Here is an 18,233-nt window from a genome sequence, read left to right on the forward strand (position 1 = left end):
GGAGGGCCGGATCGATGCCCGCCGACCGGTAACGGTTCGGGAACGGTCGTCCCGGACCGGGACGGCGGGCCGACGAGGGAGGGTTGAGGTGGGCGTGAAGAGCATCGGGTTCCTGTCCTTCGGTCACTGGACGCCGCACCCGCAGTCGGGGACGCGTTCGGCGTCCGACGCGCTGCTGCAGTCGATCGACCTGGCGGTGGCGGCCGAGGAGCTGGGCGCCGACGGCGCCTACTTCCGCGTGCACCACTTCGCCCGCCAGCTCGCCTCCCCGTTCCCGCTGCTGGCGGCGATCGGCGCCCGCACCAGCCGCATCGAGATCGGCACCGGCGTGATCGACATGCGCTACGAGAATCCCCTCTACATGGCCGAGGACGCCGGCGCGGCCGACCTGATCTCGGGCGGCCGCCTCCAGCTCGGCATCAGCCGTGGCTCACGCGAGCAGGTCGTGGAGGGCTACCGGTACTTCGGCTACGAACCCGCCCCGGACGACGCCGGCGCCGCCGACCTCGCTCGAGAGCACACCGCCCGGTTCCTGCAGGTGCTCGACGGCGAAGGGTTCGCCGAACCCAGCCCCCGGCCCATGTTCCCCAACCCGCCCGGGCTGCTGCGCGTCGAACCCCACTCCGAGGGCCTGCGCCGGCGCATCTGGTGGGGCGCCGGCTCCCGCGCGACCGCCGAGTGGACCGCGACCCAGGGCATGAACCTCATGTCCTCCACGCTGCTCACCGAGGACACCGGCATCCCCTTCCACCGGCTGCAGGCCGAGCAGATCCAGCGGTTCCGCGACGCCTGGGCCGCCGCCGGCCACGAGCACACGCCACGGGTCTCCGTCAGCCGCAGCATCTTCCCGATCACCGATCAGCGCGACCGCCAGTACTTCGGCATGGAGGTCCACAGCCAGGACCAGGTGGGCCGCCTCGAGACCGGGACCGCCCGATTCGGCAAGACCTACGCGGGCGAGCCCGACGCCCTGATCGAGGACCTGCGCGAGGACGAGGCGATCGCGGCGGCCGACACGCTGCTGCTGACGGTGCCCAACCAGCTCGGCGTGGACTACAACGCCCACGTCATCGAGAACATCGTCCGGCACGTGGCGCCCGCGCTCGGCTGGCGCTGAGGATCGACCGGAGCGGAGCCCGGACGGCGGTGAGCGGGGATCTCACCCGCCCACCCGCTGTCGGCCCCGCCCCGGCGGTGGGACTCTGACGGACATGAGCATCATCCGCACGCCCGAGCCCGCCCAGGCGACCGGCGCCTGGGCGGAGCAGTACGCCGGGGACCTCGAAGCCCTCGGCTACGTGCCGAGCCACACCCGCGTCATGGCCACCAACCCCCAGGCGCACCAGGCGTTCGAGGACCTGACCGGCGCCGTCGCGCAGAGCATCGGCCTGCGCCTGTACGAGCTCGTCACCCTCGCCGCGGCCGGCGCCGTCGGCTCGCAGGCGTGCCGCCTGGCCCACGGCCGCAGGTCCCGCAGCCTGTTCGACGACGCCCAGCTCGAACGCATCGCGCTGGACTACCACGCCGCCGGCCTGAGCGACCTGGAGGTCGCGGCCATGGAGCTCGCCGAACGAGTCGGCGGCGACTCCAGCGCCATCACCGAGCGCGACACCCAGCGGCTGCGCGAGCTGGGCCTGGACGACCGGCAGATCGTCGACGTCGTGCTGGCCGCCGCCGCACGCAACTACTACAGCCGCGCCCTGCACGCCCTGGCCGTCGAGCCCGACGTGCCGCCCGACCTCCCCGACAGCCTCCGCGAGGCGCTCCTGAGGGGCATGCACCAGCCCGGCCGCTAGGCCGCGCAGGGGCTGACCGCGCGCGCAGCCTCCGGCACCGCGGGGACCGCACGGCCCGGGGCCACCACCAGCGACCGACGCCGCACCAGGTCACTCACCGTGCTGAGCGCTTCGCACCGCTCCACCAGGTAGACGCCGGACCACGGTCCCCGCGGACCGCCGCCGACCGCCGCGAGGACCGACCGCTGAGCCGTCCACCGCTCCCAGTGCCGCACGAACTCGTCCGGCTGGACCACACGGCCCCGGTCGAGCTGTCCGTCCAGCGCGTCCGCCAGCGAGACGTCCACCGCGACCAGCACCGGGTCCCAGCCGAACCAGCGGGCCGCCAGACCCAGCAGCTCCCGCCGGCGCTCGCGGGTGGCGGTGTCGTGGACGAGCAGGGGCCTGCTCGCGCGCGGCCCGCGCACCAGGTGCAGCACCGTCGCCAGGAAGTGCAGGGTGTGCGCCGCCCACCGGTAGGCGCCGTACGGCACCCACGACGGCAGCCGCCGGGCCAGGCGGCGCCGGTGCCGGTCGGGGTCCAGCACCACGGCGCGCGGCACCTCCCTGGCCACCTGGGCCAGCAGCGTGCTCTTGCCCGCACCCGGCACACCGCCCACCACGACCAGCAGACCGTCAGGGACACGGGGAGAGCCGGCAGCAGAGCCGGACGGATCAGGGGAGCTCCGGACAGCGCGCGGCCGGGGGAGTGTGGCGGGTGTCGTCACGTGGTCCTCCATACGTAGGGGGCCGGGTGAGCAGCATCGCGCGTGCGGGTCCGCGCCTCCCGGGAACACCCTGGACGGGCGCTGGGCCAGCAACGGGACCACGACCTGACCGGGGGCGAAACCCCAGGTCACGGTCGCGAACAGATGCTCAGTTCCACTCCTAGGAACGAACAGAACCGTCCGTTTTGTTCCCCCTGGTTGTCAGGAGAGTGGGGAGGACGTGGGACGGGCCCGCACACACCGTGGCACCATCACCGGGTGAGCACCGCACCCGACCCGCAGCACCTGCGCGACCTCGCCCTCCTGCGCCGCGTCCGCGACCGCATGGACCGCGAGTACACCCAGCCGCTGGACGTCGCGGCGCTCGCGGCCGGGGTGCACATGTCGGCGGGCCATCTCTCGCGCCGGTTCAAGGCGGCCTACGGGGAGTCGCCGTACAGCTACCTCATGACGCGGCGCATCGAGCGGGCCATGATGCTGCTGCGGCGCGGTGACATGAGCGTGACCGAGGTGTGCTTCGCGGTGGGTTGCTCGTCGCTGGGCACGTTCAGCACCCGGTTCACGGAGCTGGTGGGCGTACCGCCCAGCGTGTACCGCGAGGACCCGGTGCTGGCGGGTCAGGGCGTGGACACCGCCGGGCTGCCGGCGTGCATCGCCAAGCAGGTCACCCGGCCGGTCAGGAATCGAGAAGCGCGCACCGGCTGACCGGATCTAGCGTGGCTCTCATGAGCACGCAGCCGAGCATCACCATCCACCAGACCTTCCTGCCGCACACCGACCCCGAGGCGTCGCTGGCGTTCTACCGTGACGCCCTGGGCTTCGAGGTCCAGCTCGACGTGGGGCAGGGCACCATGCGCTGGATCACCGTGGGGCCCGCCGGGCAGGACACCTCGATCGTGCTGACTCCGCCCGCCGCGGACCCGGGCGTCACGGACGCCGAGCGGCAGACGGTCGCGGAGATGATGGCCAAGGGCACCTACGCCGCGGTCATCCTCGGTACGCACGACCTGGACGCCACGTTCGAGCGGGTGCAGGCCAGCGGGGCCGAGGTCATGCAGGAGCCCGTCGACCAGCCCTACGGGTTCCGGGACTGCGCGTTCCGCGACCCGGCGGGCAACACCGTGCGCATCAAGCAGCTCTGAGGCCCGCACCGTGTGCATCCCCGGCCTGTCCGCACCTCCTGGAAGGTCCAGCATGAACGCAGCCAGCACCACCACCACGACTCCTGGCACGACTCCTGGCACGACGCCGGGCACCGCCTCCGCGACCGGTACGCCCGACGCCGTCCACCCGGCCGACCGGCACGACACGATCGCCGTGCACGGCGCACGGGAGAACAACCTGCGCGACGTCAGCCTCCGGGTGCCCAAGCGCCGCCTGACGGTGTTCACCGGCGTGTCCGGATCCGGCAAGAGCTCGCTGGTGTTCGCCACCATCGCCGCCGAGTCGCAGCGGATGATCAACGAGACCTACAGCGCGTTCGTGCAGGGCATGATGCCGTCGCTGTCCCGGCCCGACGTCGACCTGCTGGAGGGGCTGACCACGGCCATCGTCGTCGACCAGGAGCGGCTGGGGGCCAACCCGCGCTCCACCCTGGGCACCGTGACGGACACGAACGCGCTGCTGCGCGTGCTGTTCAGCCGTCTCGGCACACCGTCGGCGGGCCCCGCGGTCGCCTACTCGTTCAACGTGCCCGCCCGGACGGCCTCCGGCGTGATGACGTCGGCCACCGGTGAGAAGCAGATCGTGCGCGAGGCGCTCTACCACGGCGGGATGTGCCCGCGGTGCGAGGGCCGCGGCACCGTCTCCGACATCGATCTCGCCGAGCTGGTCGACGAGGACAAGTCGCTCAACGAGGGCGCCATCACCGTGCCCGGCTACAAGGCGGGCGGCTGGTCGGTGCGGTTCTTCACCGAGTCCGGGTACCTCGACGGCGACAAGCCGATCCGCGACTACACCGACACCGAACGGCACGACTTCCTCTACCGGGACGCGACCAAGCGCAAGATCGGCGGCGCCAACCTCACCTACGAGGGACTGGTGCCGCAGGTGCGCCGCTCGATGCTCACCAAGGACCGCGACGCCCTCCAGCCCCATTTGCGCGCGTTCGTGGACCGGGCCGTCACGTTCATCACCTGCCCGGAGTGCGACGGCACCCGCCTGGCCGCGAGCGCCCGCGCCTCGAAGATCCGCGGCATCAGCATCGCCGACGCGTGCGCCATGCAGATCAGCGACCTGGCCGCGTGGGTGCACGGCCTGGACGAGCCGTCCGTGGCGCCGCTGCTGAGCAACCTGGGCAACCTGCTGGACAAGTTCGTCGAGATCGGTCTGGGCTACCTGTCCCTGGACCGGCCGTCGGGCACGCTGTCCGGGGGAGAGGCGCAGCGCACCAAGCTGATCAGCCACCTCGGCTCCGCGCTGACGGACGTCACCTACGTGTTCGACGAGCCCACCATCGGCCTGCACCCCCACGACATCCGGCGCATGAACGACCTGCTGCGGCAGCTGCGCGACAAGGGCAACACCGTGCTCGTCGTCGAGCACAAGCCCGAGACCATCGCGATCGCCGACCACGTGGTCGACCTGGGGCCCGGCGCCGGCAGCGCCGGCGGCACCATCTGCTTCGAGGGCACCGTGGCCGACCTGCGCACCAGCGACACCCTCACCGGGCGGCACCTGGGCGACCGCGCCCGCCTCAAGGACGAGACCCGTACACCCACGGGCACGCTGGAGATCCGGGGCGCGAGCACCCACAACCTGCGCGACGTCGACGTCGACGTGCCCCTCGGCGTGCTGTGCGTCGTCACCGGTGTCGCAGGCTCCGGCAAGAGCTCCCTGATCCACGGCAGCCTCGCGGGCCGTGACGGCGTCGTCATCGTGGACCAGTCCGCGATCAAGGGCTCCCGGCGCTCCAACCCCGCCACCTACACCGGGCTCCTGGATCCGGTCCGCAAGGCGTTCGCCAAGGCCAACGGCGTCAAGCCCGCCCTGTTCAGCGCCAACTCCGAGGGCGCCTGCCCCACCTGCAACGGCAACGGCGTCGTCTACACCCAGCTCGGCTTCATGGACACCGTCGCCACCACCTGCGAGGAGTGCGAGGGCAAGCGGTTCCAGGCCGCCGTCCTGGAGTACCGGCTCGGCGACGGCGAGACCGGCCGCAACATCGCCGAGGTCCTGGGCATGTCGGTCACCGAGGCCGAGGAGTTCTTCGGCAGCGGCCCCGCCCGCACCCCGGCCGCGCACAAGATCCTGCAGCGCCTGTCCGACGTCGGCCTCGGCTACCTCACGATCGGACAACCCCTGACCACCCTGTCCGGCGGCGAGCGGCAACGCCTCAAGCTCGCGACCTACCTCGGCGAACCCGGCGGCGTCTACGTCCTGGACGAGCCGACCGCCGGCCTCCACCTCGCCGACGTCGAGAACCTGCTCGCGCTGCTCGACCGGCTCGTCGAGCACGGCAAGTCCGTCGTCGTGATCGAGCACCACCAAGCGGTCATGGCCCACGCCGACTGGCTCATCGACCTCGGACCCGGCGCCGGCCACGACGGCGGGCAGGTCGTGTTCGAGGGCACGCCCGCCGACCTGGTCGCCCAGCGGTCCACCGTCACGGGGGAGCACCTGGCACAGTACGTCCAGCAGTAGGCCGTCCGTCAGCCCCCGGCACGCACCAGACCCGACTCGTACGCGCACACCACCATCTGCGTCCGGTCCCGCAGCCCGAGCTTGCTCAGGATGCGGGACACGTGCGTCTTGACGGTCTGCTCCGCCAGGAACAGCTCCGTGGCGATCTCCGCGTTCGACCGCCCGCCCGCCACCAACCGCATCACGTCCAGCTCCCGGTCCGTCAACGCCCCCAGCGTGGCGTCCGGCGCGGAAGGCCGCATCGGACGCGCCGCGTAGTCCGCGATCAGCGCCCGCGTGATCTTCGGCGACAGCAACGCCTCACCCGCGGCCACCACCCGCACCGCATGCGTCAGCTCCTCCGGCGGCGAGTCCTTCAGCAGGAACCCGCTCGCCCCCGCCCGCAACGCCGAGAACACGTACTCGTCCGCGTCGAACGTCGTCAGGATGATCACCTTGGGCCCCGTACCCGGCATCCTCATGATCGTGCGCGTCGCGTCCAGACCGTTCACCTTCGGCATCCGGATGTCCATCAGCACCACGTCCGGCCGCGTGCGCCGCACCACCTCGGCGATCCCCACGCCGTCGTCCGCCGTCCCCACCACCGTGATGCCCTCGTGCGCCTCAAGGAGCGCCGCGAACCCCGCACGGATCATCGACTGGTCGTCGACCACCAGCACACGGATCGGTTCGGCGTCGGAGAGCGGCACCCACCCAACCTAGCCGACACCCCCGACTTCGCTCTCACGGGTGACGCGACACACCCACCCCAGGGCATAACCTGCCGGTGATGGACCACCCACACACCGCACCCGCGACAGCGGGCACCGCGCCGGGCACCGCACCCGCCCGCGGCGCTCGCCGACCCCGGCTGCGCTCCCTGCGCTCCCTGGCCCGGCTCGACCTGACCGCGTCCTCCATCGCCCGCCGAGAGGTGGTCTGGCTCTGGACCGTGGTCATCGTCGCCGCCGTCGCCCTCGCCGCCGTCGGCTGGCCCGTGACCGCCACCGGCTACGACACGCACCCCGCCGCGGCCATGAGCCTCACCCTGCTGCACTGCGCCGCCGCGATCCTCGCCGTCCGCTGGCCCTGGGCCGGCCTCGGCGCCTCCGTCGCAGCAGCCCTGCCGCTCATGATCGTCACCTCCCACGCCGGCCCCGCCTGGCCGTGGCCCTGGCCCGTGACCGTGCTGCTCACGCACTGCCTCACCGTGCTCGTGCTGGCCCTGCGCCACCCCTGGTACTGGGCCGCCTCCCTCTGGCTCGCCGGCGCCCTGCTCACCGTCCTGACACCCGCGGCCCTGTCCCACCACCTCGCCCAGGGCGGCGTCGCCAACGGCGTCGTCCTGGTCTCCCTCAGCGGCGGCATCGCCCTGGTCGGCGTCCTCATGCGCCTGTGGATCCTCAGCATCGTCCGCATGGAACAGGCCGAACGCCTCAGCGCCGCCGAGACCACCCGCCGCCGCGAGCTCGAGGAACGCAACCGCATCGCCCGCGAGCTGCACGACGTCGTGGCCCACAGCATGTCCGTCATCACCGTCCAGGCCACCACCGCCCGCTACCGCCAACCCGGCCTCGAACCCGCCGTCCAGCAGGAGTTCGAGGAGATCGCCACCTCCTCCCGCCGCGCCCTGGCCGAGATGCGCGGCCTCCTCGGCATCCTCCGCGGCCACGACACCGCCCCCACCGCACCCCTGCCCGGACTCGCCGACGTCGCCGACCTCATCGAGTCCACCCGCGCCTCCGGCATCGAGATCACCTACACCGGCACCACCGCAGAGGTCCCCGAAGCCGTCGGCCTCACCGCCTTCCGCGCCGTCCAGGAAGCCCTCAGCAACGCCCTGCGCCACGCCCCCGGATCCACCGCCGCCGTCACCATCACCCTCTCCGACGACGCCCACGACCTCCTCGTCAACGTCACCAACACCGCCCCCGCCCGCCACGACGAACCCACCCCCGGCGCCCGCCTCGGCCTGGCCGGCATCCGCGAACGCGCCGCCGCCCTCGGCGGCACCGTCACCACCGGCCCCACGCCCGACGGCGGCTTCGAGCTCACCGCCACCCTCCCCGTCACCCAGGACGACGACCCACTACTCACGTAGGGGGTCCGAATGGCTCCCACGGGGGACGCCACACCCACGACCCCGTTCCTAGGTTGACGCCATGACGACGACCGAGGCCCCGCCGCGGGCGGCCCGACAACGCCGCACCGCCCGCAACGCGCAGACCAACGACTACTTCGACCTCGTCGAACGAGCCAACGCCGCAGGCCTCATGGGCCGCCGCGTCGGCTGGTACGTCGGCCGCACCACACTCGTCGCCGCCGCACTGGCACTCGCGTTCACCCTGCTGCTCACCCTGGGCCACACCTGGTGGCAGCTCGCCGTGGCCGCCCTGTTCGGCATCGTGTTCACCCAGGGCGCGTTCCTCGCCCACGACGGCGGGCACATGCAGATCTTCGCCTCCGGCCGCCGCAACGAGTGGTTCTCCCGCATCGTCGGCAACCTCGTCGTCGGCCTCTCCATCGGCTGGTGGAACCGCAAGCACAACCGCCACCACGGCCACCCCAACGTGATCGGCAAGGACGGCGACATCGCCACCGGCGCACTCGTGTTCGTCCCGGGCCAGGAGCAGGGCCGCACCGGCATCCTCGGCTGGGTCACCCGCCGCCAGGGCTGGCTGTTCTTCCCCATGCTGACCCTGTTCGGCCCCGTGCTGCACGCCAACTCGGTCCAGACCCTCGCCACCGTCCCCGGGATCAAGCACCGCGGCGCCGAGGCGGTCCTGCTCGGCATCCGCCTCATCGGGTTCCCCGCCCTCGTGCTCCTCACGCTCGGCCCCGCCCTCGGCACCGCGTTCCTCGCCGTCCAGCTCGCCGTGTTCGGCACCTACATGGGCGCCACCTTCGCCCCCAACCACAAGGGCATGCCCCTGCTGCCCAAGGACCTCAAGATCGACTTCCTGCGCCGCCAGGTCCTCACCTCACGCAACATCCGCGGCGGCCGGTTCGTCGAGTGGGCCATGGGCGGCCTCAACTACCAGGTCGAGCACCACGTCTTCCCCCGCATGCCCAGCGTCAACCTGCGCCACGCACGCCCCATCGTCCAGGACTTCTGCGCCGAGCACGACATCCCCTACACCGAGACCGGACTGCTCGAGTCCTACGGGATCATCGTCGACTACCTCAACCGCGTCGGCCTCGGGCACGCCGACCCCATGGACTGCCCCATCGTCGCGCAGTACCGCTGACCCCACCCCCAGCACCCGGACGACGGCGCTCGCGGTGAGCGCCGGGACGCCGTCGGCGGCGTCGCACCCCGGAACCACCGAGGCGCGACGCCGCCGACGTGCGTCGTCACGCGGCCGGTACGACCGCGTCCAGGAGGGCGAGCTCGTCCTGCGTGAGGCGCAGGGCGCCCGCGGCGACGTTCTGCTCCAGGTGGGCGACGCTGCCGGTCCCGGGGATGGCCAGCACGTGCGGGCCGCGGTGCAGGGTCCAGGCGAGGCGGACCTGCGCCGGGGTGACGCCGTGGGCCTTCGCGACCGTGGCCAGCTCGGCGTCGCCTGTCGGGGCGCTGTCGGACGGCGCGCCGTCTGCCGGTGCGGAGCCGGACGGGCTGGGCGCCGCACCCGCGACCGCGAAGAACGGCACGAACGCGATGCCGTGCTCCCCGCAGAGCGCGAGCAGCTCGTCGGCGGACCGGTTGGTCAGGCCGTACTGGTTCTGCACGCACACGACAGGCGCCACCGTCAGCGCCTCGGTGAGCTGCTCCGGCAGCACGTTCGAGATGCCGAGGTGCCGGATCAGACCGGCGTCGCGCAGCTCGGCGAGGGCACCGAAGTGCTCGGCCACCGACTCCCGGTCCTGCTCGTGCCCGGTGCCCCAGCGCAGGTTGACCACGTCGAGGTGGTCACGCCCGAGCTGGCGCAGGTTCTCCTCGACCTGGCCGCGCAGCTGGTCGGGGCGGGCCATCGGTTCGAACCCGCCGTCCCGGGACCGGGCCGGGCCCACCTTGGTGGTGATGACCAGGTCGTCGCCGTAGGGCTGCAGAGCGGTGCTGATCAGCTCGTTGGCGGAGCGGCCGGGCGTGAAGTAGAACGCGGCGGTGTCGATGTGGTTCACGCCGAGCTCCACGGCCCGGCGCAGCACGGCGATCGAGTCCGCGCGCGGCCGCGGCGGGTCCCAGGGCATGCCCATGAGCCGCATGGCGCCGAGGCCGATGCGGTGGACCGTCCGGTCGCCGAGCTGCCAGGTGCCGGCTGCGGCGGCGTCGGGGGTCGTGGTGGTGGTCGGGTCGGTGGGTGTTGTCGTCATGCGTCCAGCGTCACGCCGTCTGCCGCGGGTCCCGGCACGATGGCAGGTTGTTGCCGTCCTTGGCACGGGGGAGCGGCAGGAGGGAGGATCGTGGTCATGCAGACGGGCCAGGCCGTGACCATCGTGCGCGGGGAGCAGGAGCTCATGGAGCGCACCATGCACCTGTTCGCGACCGCCACCGAGGTGTCGTGTGCCGCCAACGACCTCGCGACGTGGGCGGCCGCCCAGACGTCGGAGGAGCTCGCCCACCTGGTCCGGCACCGCCGGCCCGGCGACGTGAAGATCCGCAAGGTCTACCGTTCCGCCCTGCTGCTGGACGCCTTCGCGGCCCGAGGTCTGGCCCGCGACCGGGACCGGCACGGTGCGCAGATCCGGATCACCACCGAGGAGATCAACGAGACGATCATCCTCGACCGCCGGCTGGTGATCATCGCCGGCGACCTCACCGCAGGGCAGCGCAGCTACAGCGTGATCACCCAGCCCGAGACCGTGCAGGGCGTCACCTCGCTGTTCGAGGCGGCGTGGCGCTCGGCCACCGACCTGGCGGTCTACGACGCGCGGATCGCCGACATCCGCCGGATCGCGCCCCAGGTGCTGGACCTGCTCGGCCAGGGCGTCAAGGACGAGACGGCCGCTCGCATGCTCGGGCTGGGCGTGCGCACCTACCGCCGTCGGGTCGCGGAGCTGATGGAGGCGCTCGGTGCCGGCTCCAGGTTCCAGGCGGGCGTGAGGGCCCGGGAGCTTGGGCTGGTCTGACGTCGGGCCGGGGCGGGCGTCGGGCCGGGGCGGGCGTCGGTAGGGCCTGGGCGGGGGAGCGGGGCGTGTCAGTGGCGGGTGCGAGACTCCTGCCGTGACCGAACGCGCCCCCGTACCGACCGACACCGTCCTCCGGCTCGCCGCGATCCTCGAACACCTGCCGGAGTGCAAGGAGCACGACGCCTGGACGGGTGTCGCATGGAAGACGCGGGGAGCGACGGTCGCACACGTGTTCGGGGGAGAGGACGGCCTGGTCCGGATCACGTTCCGCGCCGAACCCGACGAGGTCGAGGCGTTCCAGCACCTGGGCCCGCAGTACTTCAAGGCGGACTGGGGAAGCAACGTCGTCGGACTGGTGCTGGACGAGGCCACGGACTGGGAGGAGCTGACCGAGCTGCTCACCGATTCGTACTGCATCCAGGCACCGCAGCACCTGGCGGAGCAGGTCGACCGGCCGGGCATCCGGGATGCCGGATGAGTAGTGTCGTGTCATGACGCACTCAGGCGGAACGGTGGATCGCACCCTGGTGCAGAACTGGGTGCGCGACTACGAGCGGCTGTGGCGCACGCCCGGCACGGAGCGTCTGGCCGACCTGTTCAGCGCCGACGCCTCGTACCTGACGTCGCCGTGGGCGGAACCGATCGTGGGGCTGCCGGCGCTGCGGGAGTTCTGGGACGCGCACCGCGACGGCCCGGACGAGGCGTTCACGATGACCAGCGAGGTGGTCGCGGTCGACGGTCCGACGGCGGTGGTACGGGTCGCCGTGGAGTACGAGGCTCCTGACGGGAGCTGGCGCGATCTGTGGCTGCTCACGTTCGACGGCGCCGGACGCTGCGCGGCGTTCGAGGAATGGCCGATCGCGCCGTCCCGTGGTTCTGCCGTGTGACTGCGTCCGCGTAGCTGCGTCCGCGTAGCTGCGTCCGCGTAGCTGCGTCGTGGCAAGTGGTTCAGGCCAGATTCTGCACCCGGTGCTTGTGTTTCCGGTCTTCAGCAGCAGAACCGATAATGCACATTATGTCATTTCGACGGCGATGCAGGGGTGTCTTGCCTCTGCCCCGCGGTGCAGGCGGCCGGGTTCATACCTTCGCGCTCAGAGTCCCCACGCACCGCTTCGCACCGAGCTCTCTCGCAAGCCCTGAGATCGCTGCGCAAATTTGCTGACCGCAACGTGGCGGGCTGCCGCGTGAGCCGGCACGTTGCCCGCAGCGCCACGGGCCGCCGAAGAGCCTTTCGGCCGTTCGGTCCATTGCACGACGCCGGAGCCTGTGTTCGGTCCGATGTCCTGAGATCGGCCCATCGCACGACCGATCTCAGGACATCGGACCGAACACACTGTCGCCACCGATGCATCGGACCGAACGCGCTGTCATCACCGGCGCATTCGACCGAGCTCGCCGTTGCTACCGGTGCGGATGACCGAAACCCCTCCGGCGTCACCGTGCGGATGACCGAATCAGCCCGCCGTGGCCGTGTGGATCGCCGAACGGGACTGGCGCGTCTTCGTGGTTGGCCCCGGTTGCACGCCGGGCCGTTCTGGAGTGGTCACCCTTCCCCGCCCTCTTCCGCACCAGGTCGTGACCACTGCTCTAAAGGATTGTGTATAGCGCAACACAAACCTATGCAAACCTCAGCATACTGGGGCGGCAGCGCACCGAAAACGAGCGGCGATCGGCGGCGTCCGGGACATACGATCCGGAGACGATGAACCTCGACGGCATGCTCGCGGCGTCCACGCGCACCGTGGTGCTCGTGGAGGGCGACAGCGACCGTGCGGCGATCGACGCTCTCGCCGCACGCCGGGCGCTCCCCCTGCCGGACCTCGGCGTGCAGATCATCGCCATGGGTGGCATCACGAACATCGGCCACTACCTCGCGGCCCTGGCAGAGGTCGCCGATCCGGAGGTCGCCGCCCCGGAGATCACCGATCCGCACAGCAGCACCCGGCTCCGTGCACCCGGCACCGACCTCGCAGAAGGACACCGGTCCCCCGGTGAGGGACCCCCCGCTGGCGAGCGACTCCCCGCTGTCGAGCACACAACCCCACCCCCCACCGGCCCGGCCCGGACGGTACGCCTGTGCGGCCTGTACGACGCCGCCGAGGAGCGCTTCGTCGTCAACGGCCTCGACCGCGCCGGCCTGCGTCCGTCCGCGAGCGCCGCTCCCCTGGCGAGCGCCGGTTTCTTCCGGTGCGAGCGTGACCTGGAGGACGAGCTGCTCCGGGCCGTGGGCACCGAGCGGTTCCTGGCGCTGATCGGGTCGGAGGGTGAGCTGGGCAGCTTCGAGCGGCTGCGGCGTCAGCCGGCCCAGCAGGGGTGGTCCACCACGCGGGTGCTGCACCGGTTCCTCGGGAGCCGGAGCGGCCGCAAGGAGCGGTATGCGCGCCGCCTGGTGGAGGTGCTCCCCCTGGACCGGGTGCCGGAGCCGCTGGACGCGGTCCTGCGGCGGGCGGTGGGTGACGGCGTCGCTCAGGGGCTTCAGGGGCGTCGCGGGTCCAGCACGACCATCCCGGCGCGCGGGGCGGAGTCCATGGCCGGGACCAGCTCGGCGGCCTCGGCCATGCCGACCACCCGGCCCAGCAGGTCCTGCGGGCGCAGCGCCCCGGACGACACGAGGCCGAGCATCTCGGGGTAGTCGGCGGCGGCCATGCCGTGGCTGCCGAGCACGTCGAGCTCCCAGGCGATGACGCGGCCCATCGGAACGCGCGGGCCGCCGTCGACCGGGGCGAAGAGCCCTACCTGGACGTGTCGGCCGCGGCGGCGCAGGCTCGTGATCGCGTCGGCGCAGGTCTGCTCGCTGCCTACGGCGTCGACGGCGACGTGCGCACCCCCGCCGGTGAGCTGGTGCACCACGGTGGGTACGTCGAGCCCGTCGGCGAGGACGGTGTGCGTGGCGCCGGCGCGGCGTGCGGCGTCCAGGGCGGCCGGGGTGCGGTCGACGGCCACGACGTGGGCGCCGCGGGCCACGGCGATCATGACGGCGCTGAGCCCGACGCCACCGGCGCCCACCACGACTGCCCACTCCCCTGCCCGGACCTGGGCGCGTCCGGCCACGGCGCGGTAGGCGGTGGCGAACCGGCACCCGAGGCTCGCGGCGGTCTCGAGCGTGATGTCGTCCGGGACGGCGACGAGGTTGGCGTCGGCGGCGTGCAGGACGACGAGCTCGGCGTAGGAGCCCCAGTGGGTGAAGCCGGGCTGGGTCTGGTCGGGGCAGACCTGGGCCTGCCCCGTGCGGCACCAATGGCAGGTGCCGCAGCCGCTGACGAACGGCACGGTGACCCGGTCCCCCACGTGCCAGCGCGTGACGCCCGCGCCCACCTGCGCGACGGTGCCGGCGAGCTCGTGCCCGGGGACGTGCGGCAGGGTGGTGATGTCGGCGTCGTGCCCGGACCAGGCGTGCCAGTCGCTGAGGCACAGGCCGGTGGCGTGCACTCGGACGACGACACCGCCGTCGGGCGCGACGGGGTCAGGGACCTCGCGGACCTGGACGGGACCGTGGAACTCGTCGAACTGGATGGCGCGCACCCGCGGATTCAACCACGGGCACCCGCACCGTGTCCGGCAGGTGCCCCTACTCCCCTGCCAGGATCTGCCGCACCGGGTCGAACGCCTCCATCAGCTCCTGCCCCACCACCACGTACGAGATGCCCAGACGCTCGCGGCGTTCGCGGAGCTGGTCGGCCATCCGGGCCGGTGAACCGGTCACGACGGACACGGCTCCGGAGGCCGCGAGCGCCGTCGGGTCGATGGTGGTGGCGAGGTAGCGGGGTACGGCGTCGCCGACGGCCATGAGGTTGATGTTGAGCTCGGGGGGTCGGGGCAGGGTGCGGGTGGTGGTGGCGTCGTGGACGTGCTGGACGAGGCGGGTGGCGGTGGTGGTGTCGGCGTCGAGGGGGATGCCGAGGGCGATGGTGTCGGCGTGCTGGGCGGCGAGGGTGAGCATGCGGGGTCCGCCGGCGCCGATGAGGAGGGGGACGCGGGGCAGGTCGGGCCCGTGGGGCGTGATGGTGGCGTCGGTGGTGGTGTAGTGCGGTCCGTGGGTGGTGACGGTCTCGCCGTCCAGGAGGCGGCGGATGATGTCGACGGACTGGGTGAGGCGGGCGACGCGGACGGCGGCGGGGTCGAGGGGTTGTCCGAGCATGGCGTTGTCGGGTGCGGTGCCGCCGTGGCCGGCGCCGATGCCGAGCTCGAAGCGTCCGCCGGACAGGTGGCTGAGGGTGGCGGCGTCCCTGGCGACGTGGACGGGGTGGCGGAAGTCGTTGGCCAGGACGTAGGTGCCGAGGTGGAGGTGGGTGGTGGCGGTGGCTGCGGCGGCGAGGAGGGGGACGACGGACAGGCCGTGGGCGATGCTGTCGGGCATGACGAGGGTGTCGTAGCCGAGGTGCTCGATGTGGCGGGCGGTGTCGGGCCAGGCGGTTCCGGTGGGTGCGTGGGTGGCGACGATGCCGAAGCGGAACGGTGGGGTGCTCATGGTGGTCTCCGTCCTGGGTGCGTTCTTCAGGCAACTGTGCGCCGGCGGGTGGGGCAAGGACATTCGGTGGCAGGCGAATCGGTGTTCGCGGGGTGGGTTGCGGGTGTGCCGGGGCCGGTGTGGTGGGGGTGGGTCTTGTCGCAGGTCAGGGGCGCATTCCGGCATATCGGGAGTGTCAGTGGTGGCGCTTAGGGTGGCGGTCATGGTCGCTCCTCCGCGCCTTGAGCGCATCACTGTCGACGAAGCCGTGCGCCGTTATCTGGCGGCGGTGGAGGTCGAGACGATCCGTGGTGTCCTGTCTCCTGCGACGGCGCGCAGCTATACGCGTGACGTGACGGAGTTCGGGCGGTTGGCGGGCCGGGAGCGGGTCCTGGACGACGTGACGGGTGCTGACGTGGACACGGTGCTGGTGCGGTACCAGTCGGCGCCGGACGCCCGGTACACGGATCCGGGCCGTAAGCCGGGTCCGGGGCGCAGCACGGCGACGGTGAACCGGTTCCGGCAGTCGGTGACCCGGTTCTTCGCGTACGCGGCGCGGGAGTGCTGGGTGCAGGCGGACCCGATGCAGTGGGCGGCTCCCCCGGCGAAGGTGCGGGGCACGTTGCGCACGGCGCGGACGGCGTTGTCGGCGGGGGCGGCGCGGAGCCTGCTGGCGGTCGCGCCGACGGAGGCGCCGGCGCGGACGGACCAGGATCTGGTGCTGCGGGACCGGTTGGTGGTGGCGCTGCTGCTGGTGCTGGGTCCGCGGGTCTCGGAGCTGGCGCGCGCTGACCTGGACGACGTGGCGCGGGAGCCGGGGCGGGCGACGTGGCGGATCCGCGGCAAGGGTGGCAGTACGCGCACGGTGACGCTGTCGCCGCCGCTGTCCAGGGCGTTGGAGGACTACCTGTCGGGTCTGCGCCCGTCGCTGGCGGCCAAGCGGCCGCAGGACGAGGACGCGCAGCGTGCCCTGCTGCTGTCGTGGCGTGGCCGCCGGATCGACACCCAGGCGATCCGGGCGCTGCTGGCGCGGGCGGTGCGCCGCATGCCTGCGCCGTACCAGCGCGAGGCGACGCCGCACGCGCTGCGGCACACCACGGCGACGCTGCTGGTGGCCGACGGGTGGGACGTGAAGGTGGTGGCGGAGCTGCTGGGGCACGCGTCGATCGCCACGACCGGTGTGTACCTGGACCGGATCGAGGGTGAGCTGGCGGCGGCGATCCGGTCGCACCCGCTGGCGGGCGCGATGGAGTGAGGGGGCGCGCTCAGCGGGGTGCGGACGAGGGCAGGGTCACCGTGACCCTGGTCCCCTCCCCCGCGGTGCTCTGTACGTCGAGGGTGCCGCCGTGGGCGTCGACGATGGCCTGGGCGACGGGAAGCCCGAGGGCGATCTCACGGGGCCGGCGGGGGGCGCCGTCGGGCCCGTGAGGGCGGGTGGTGAGTCGTGCGAGCTCGTCGGGGTGCAGGCCGGTGCCGGTGTCGGACACCTCGAGCAGGACCCGGCGGCCCGCCGGGCCGTCCGTGGCCCCGGTCGGTGGCCTGGGCCCGCCGGGACCGTGGTCGTCCTGGACGTCGACGCGCAGCGTGACGGCGCCGCCGCGTGGTGTGTGCCGGAGGGCGTGGCTCACCAGGGTGTCGACCATCTGCGCCAGGAGCTCCGGGTCGCCCGGCACCGTGGCCGGGTCCGTGCCTGGGTGCGCGTCCGGGTCCGTGCGCAGATCCGTGGTGGTGTCCGGTGTCGTCACGGTGAGCGTCAGCCCGGCGGCGTCGACCGCGGGGCCGAGCTCCTCGGCGCGGGCCCGTACGACCCGGGCCAGGTCCACGTCCCTGGGGTGCACGTCGAGCTGCCCTGCCGCGAAGCGGGCGCTGACCATGAGCTCGTCGGTCAGGTGCAGCAACCGCCGCCCGTTGCGCTCGATCACGCCCACGTACCGGTGCTGCTCAGGCGTGAGCGTGTCCGTGTCCAGGAGCTGTGCGTACCCGAGCACCGAGGTCAGGGGCGAGCGCAGCTCGTGACTGAGCATCGCGATCAGGTCGTACTGCGTCTGCCCGGCGGGTTGTGCCTGGCGGTCCCGTACCAGCCGTGCCACTCCCGCACTGCCCAGGGCCACCACGAGGGCGACCAGAGGCATCACCACGGTCCGGGGCACGAGCAGGTCGACGGCGGCCTCGGGTGCCGCGAGCGCCGTGGCGACCTGGACGCCGGTCGCGGCGGCGACGGCCAGCACCACGGCGGACCATGACCCGCGCAGTCCCAGGGTGGCTGCGGGCAGTACGAGCAGCGCGTCCGCGGCGGTGACGGCGGCGCCGGAGCCGTCCTGCAGGGCCACCAGGGCGCCCATCTGCGCCAGTGGCAGCACGGACTGCCACGTGTCGGCGACGCGGGCCCACGGGATCAGTACGCCGGCGTTCTGCACGGCCAGGACGAGCAGCAGGCCGAGCCACATGCCGAACCAGGTGGCGGCCCCTGCCTGGACCGGTCCGCCCGGCACGAGGAAGGTGAGCAGCCATGTGATCGCGTACAGGACCGTGAACGGCACCTGCCGCAGTCCTACCGCCTCGGGTGCCAGGAACCGGTCCACGAGCCCTCCT

General features: G+C 72.5%; 17 protein-coding genes and 1 pseudogene. 12 read left to right on the forward strand and 6 right to left on the reverse strand.

Features of this window, described 5'->3' with window-relative positions; genetic code table 11:
* Positions 1-94: 94 nt before the first annotated feature.
* Positions 95-1,117: an LLM class flavin-dependent oxidoreductase gene (locus tag ACO229_RS08970; protein ID WP_423464618.1), complete on the forward strand. Its 1,023-nt coding sequence runs from the start codon at positions 95-97 to the stop codon at positions 1,115-1,117.
* A gap of 94 nt (positions 1,118-1,211) precedes the next feature.
* A complete protein-coding gene (locus ACO229_RS08975; RefSeq protein WP_423464619.1) occupies positions 1,212-1,796 on the forward strand; it encodes a carboxymuconolactone decarboxylase family protein in 585 nt (194 codons plus the stop codon).
* On the opposite strand, the gene ACO229_RS08980 is transcribed toward ACO229_RS08975, so the two are convergent.
* A complete protein-coding gene (locus ACO229_RS08980) occupies positions 1,793-2,398 on the reverse strand; it encodes an AAA family ATPase (RefSeq protein WP_423464620.1) in 606 nt (201 codons plus the stop codon). The two genes, ACO229_RS08975 and ACO229_RS08980, sit on opposite strands and share 4 nt — an antisense overlap.
* 429 nt (positions 2,399-2,827) lie before the next feature.
* Here ACO229_RS08980 and ACO229_RS08985 point away from each other — a divergent pair, with 429 nt between their 5' ends.
* The 3 genes from ACO229_RS08985 to ACO229_RS08995 are packed head-to-tail and all read left to right on the forward strand — an operon-like array spanning position 2,828 to position 6,145.
* Positions 2,828-3,208 (forward strand): helix-turn-helix transcriptional regulator, encoded by a 381-nt coding sequence (locus tag ACO229_RS08985; protein WP_397417544.1) that lies wholly within the window; start codon positions 2,828-2,830, stop codon positions 3,206-3,208.
* Positions 3,209-3,228: 20 nt separating this feature from the next.
* Positions 3,229-3,645 carry a VOC family protein gene (locus tag ACO229_RS08990; protein WP_397417408.1) on the forward strand — a complete coding sequence of 139 codons (417 nt, stop codon included), beginning with the start codon at positions 3,229-3,231 and terminating at the stop codon, positions 3,643-3,645.
* Between the two features lie 52 nt (positions 3,646-3,697).
* A complete protein-coding gene (locus ACO229_RS08995) occupies positions 3,698-6,145 on the forward strand; it encodes an ATP-binding cassette domain-containing protein (RefSeq protein ID WP_423464621.1) in 2,448 nt (815 codons plus the stop codon).
* Between the two features lie 8 nt (positions 6,146-6,153).
* Here the strand turns inward: ACO229_RS08995 and ACO229_RS09000 are convergent, their stop codons facing one another.
* Positions 6,154-6,834: a response regulator gene (locus ACO229_RS09000; RefSeq protein WP_423464622.1), complete on the reverse strand. Its 681-nt coding sequence runs from the start codon at positions 6,832-6,834 to the stop codon at positions 6,154-6,156.
* Positions 6,835-6,914: 80 nt separating this feature from the next.
* Between ACO229_RS09000 and ACO229_RS09005 the strand changes: the two genes are divergently transcribed.
* Both ACO229_RS09005 and ACO229_RS09010 read left to right on the forward strand, forming a co-directional pair.
* Positions 6,915-8,225 (forward strand): sensor histidine kinase, encoded by a 1,311-nt coding sequence (locus ACO229_RS09005; protein ID WP_423464624.1) that lies wholly within the window; start codon positions 6,915-6,917, stop codon positions 8,223-8,225.
* A 61-nt stretch (positions 8,226-8,286) separates the two neighbouring features.
* Positions 8,287-9,372 carry a fatty acid desaturase family protein gene (locus tag ACO229_RS09010; protein WP_397430294.1) on the forward strand — a complete coding sequence of 362 codons (1,086 nt, stop codon included), beginning with the start codon at positions 8,287-8,289 and terminating at the stop codon, positions 9,370-9,372.
* Positions 9,373-9,478: 106 nt separating this feature from the next.
* Here the strand turns inward: ACO229_RS09010 and ACO229_RS09015 are convergent, their stop codons facing one another.
* Positions 9,479-10,438 (reverse strand): oxidoreductase, encoded by a 960-nt coding sequence (locus tag ACO229_RS09015; protein WP_397417394.1) that lies wholly within the window; start codon positions 10,436-10,438, stop codon positions 9,479-9,481.
* Between the two features lie 96 nt (positions 10,439-10,534).
* Here ACO229_RS09015 and ACO229_RS09020 point away from each other — a divergent pair, with 96 nt between their 5' ends.
* The 4 genes and pseudogenes from ACO229_RS09020 to ACO229_RS09035 all read left to right on the forward strand — a co-directional run.
* Entirely contained in the window at positions 10,535-11,194 is a 660-nt protein-coding gene (locus tag ACO229_RS09020) for a DNA-binding response regulator (protein WP_397417391.1), read from the forward strand.
* A 94-nt stretch (positions 11,195-11,288) separates the two neighbouring features.
* Positions 11,289-11,672, forward strand: a complete 384-nt coding sequence (locus ACO229_RS09025) for an MmcQ/YjbR family DNA-binding protein (RefSeq protein WP_397430293.1) — start codon at positions 11,289-11,291, stop codon at positions 11,670-11,672.
* A gap of 13 nt (positions 11,673-11,685) precedes the next feature.
* Positions 11,686-12,081: a nuclear transport factor 2 family protein gene (locus ACO229_RS09030; RefSeq protein ID WP_423464625.1), complete on the forward strand. Its 396-nt coding sequence runs from the start codon at positions 11,686-11,688 to the stop codon at positions 12,079-12,081.
* 830 nt (positions 12,082-12,911) lie between these two features.
* Positions 12,912-13,067, forward strand: a pseudogene (locus tag ACO229_RS09035) (TOPRIM nucleotidyl transferase/hydrolase domain-containing protein); the annotation flags it as partial.
* Positions 13,068-13,669: 602 nt separating this feature from the next.
* On the opposite strand, the gene ACO229_RS09040 reads toward ACO229_RS09035, so the two are convergent.
* Both ACO229_RS09040 and ACO229_RS09045 read right to left on the reverse strand, forming a co-directional pair.
* Entirely contained in the window at positions 13,670-14,716 is a 1,047-nt protein-coding gene (locus ACO229_RS09040; RefSeq protein WP_423464626.1) for an alcohol dehydrogenase catalytic domain-containing protein, read from the reverse strand.
* 46 nt (positions 14,717-14,762) lie between these two features.
* Positions 14,763-15,662, reverse strand: a complete 900-nt coding sequence (locus ACO229_RS09045; protein WP_423464627.1) for an LLM class flavin-dependent oxidoreductase — start codon at positions 15,660-15,662, stop codon at positions 14,763-14,765.
* Positions 15,663-15,864: 202 nt separating this feature from the next.
* Here ACO229_RS09045 and ACO229_RS09050 point away from each other — a divergent pair, with 202 nt between their 5' ends.
* Entirely contained in the window at positions 15,865-16,896 is a 1,032-nt protein-coding gene (locus ACO229_RS09050; RefSeq protein ID WP_397430290.1) for a tyrosine-type recombinase/integrase, read from the forward strand.
* A gap of 10 nt (positions 16,897-16,906) precedes the next feature.
* On the opposite strand, the gene ACO229_RS09055 is transcribed toward ACO229_RS09050, so the two are convergent.
* Positions 16,907-18,223 carry a sensor histidine kinase gene (locus ACO229_RS09055; RefSeq protein WP_423464629.1) on the reverse strand — a complete coding sequence of 439 codons (1,317 nt, stop codon included), beginning with the start codon at positions 18,221-18,223 and terminating at the stop codon, positions 16,907-16,909.
* Positions 18,224-18,233 lie beyond the last annotated feature (10 nt).

This window comes from Promicromonospora sp. MS192, assembly GCF_049532985.1.
Classification (GTDB): domain Bacteria; phylum Actinomycetota; class Actinomycetes; order Actinomycetales; family Cellulomonadaceae; genus Promicromonospora.

Excerpts from the sequence above, each read along its gene's own strand:
- ACO229_RS09005 (WP_423464624.1), top strand. The coding sequence starts at position 6,915 with ATGGACCACCCACACACCGCACCCGCGACAGCGGGCACCGCGCCGGGC.
- ACO229_RS09045 (WP_423464627.1), bottom strand. The coding sequence starts at position 15,662 with ATGAGCACCCCACCGTTCCGCTTCGGCATCGTCGCCACCCACGCACCC.
- ACO229_RS08995 (WP_423464621.1), top strand. The coding sequence starts at position 3,698 with ATGAACGCAGCCAGCACCACCACCACGACTCCTGGCACGACTCCTGGC.
- ACO229_RS09010 (WP_397430294.1), top strand. The coding sequence starts at position 8,287 with ATGACGACGACCGAGGCCCCGCCGCGGGCGGCCCGACAACGCCGCACC.
- ACO229_RS08990 (WP_397417408.1), top strand. The coding sequence starts at position 3,229 with ATGAGCACGCAGCCGAGCATCACCATCCACCAGACCTTCCTGCCGCAC.
- ACO229_RS09015 (WP_397417394.1), bottom strand. The coding sequence starts at position 10,438 with ATGACGACAACACCCACCGACCCGACCACCACCACGACCCCCGACGCC.
- ACO229_RS09050 (WP_397430290.1), top strand. The coding sequence starts at position 15,865 with ATGGTCGCTCCTCCGCGCCTTGAGCGCATCACTGTCGACGAAGCCGTG.
- ACO229_RS09020 (WP_397417391.1), top strand. The coding sequence starts at position 10,535 with ATGCAGACGGGCCAGGCCGTGACCATCGTGCGCGGGGAGCAGGAGCTC.
- ACO229_RS08985 (WP_397417544.1), top strand. The coding sequence starts at position 2,828 with ATGGACCGCGAGTACACCCAGCCGCTGGACGTCGCGGCGCTCGCGGCC.
- ACO229_RS09030 (WP_423464625.1), top strand. The coding sequence starts at position 11,686 with ATGACGCACTCAGGCGGAACGGTGGATCGCACCCTGGTGCAGAACTGG.
- ACO229_RS08975 (WP_423464619.1), top strand. The coding sequence starts at position 1,212 with ATGAGCATCATCCGCACGCCCGAGCCCGCCCAGGCGACCGGCGCCTGG.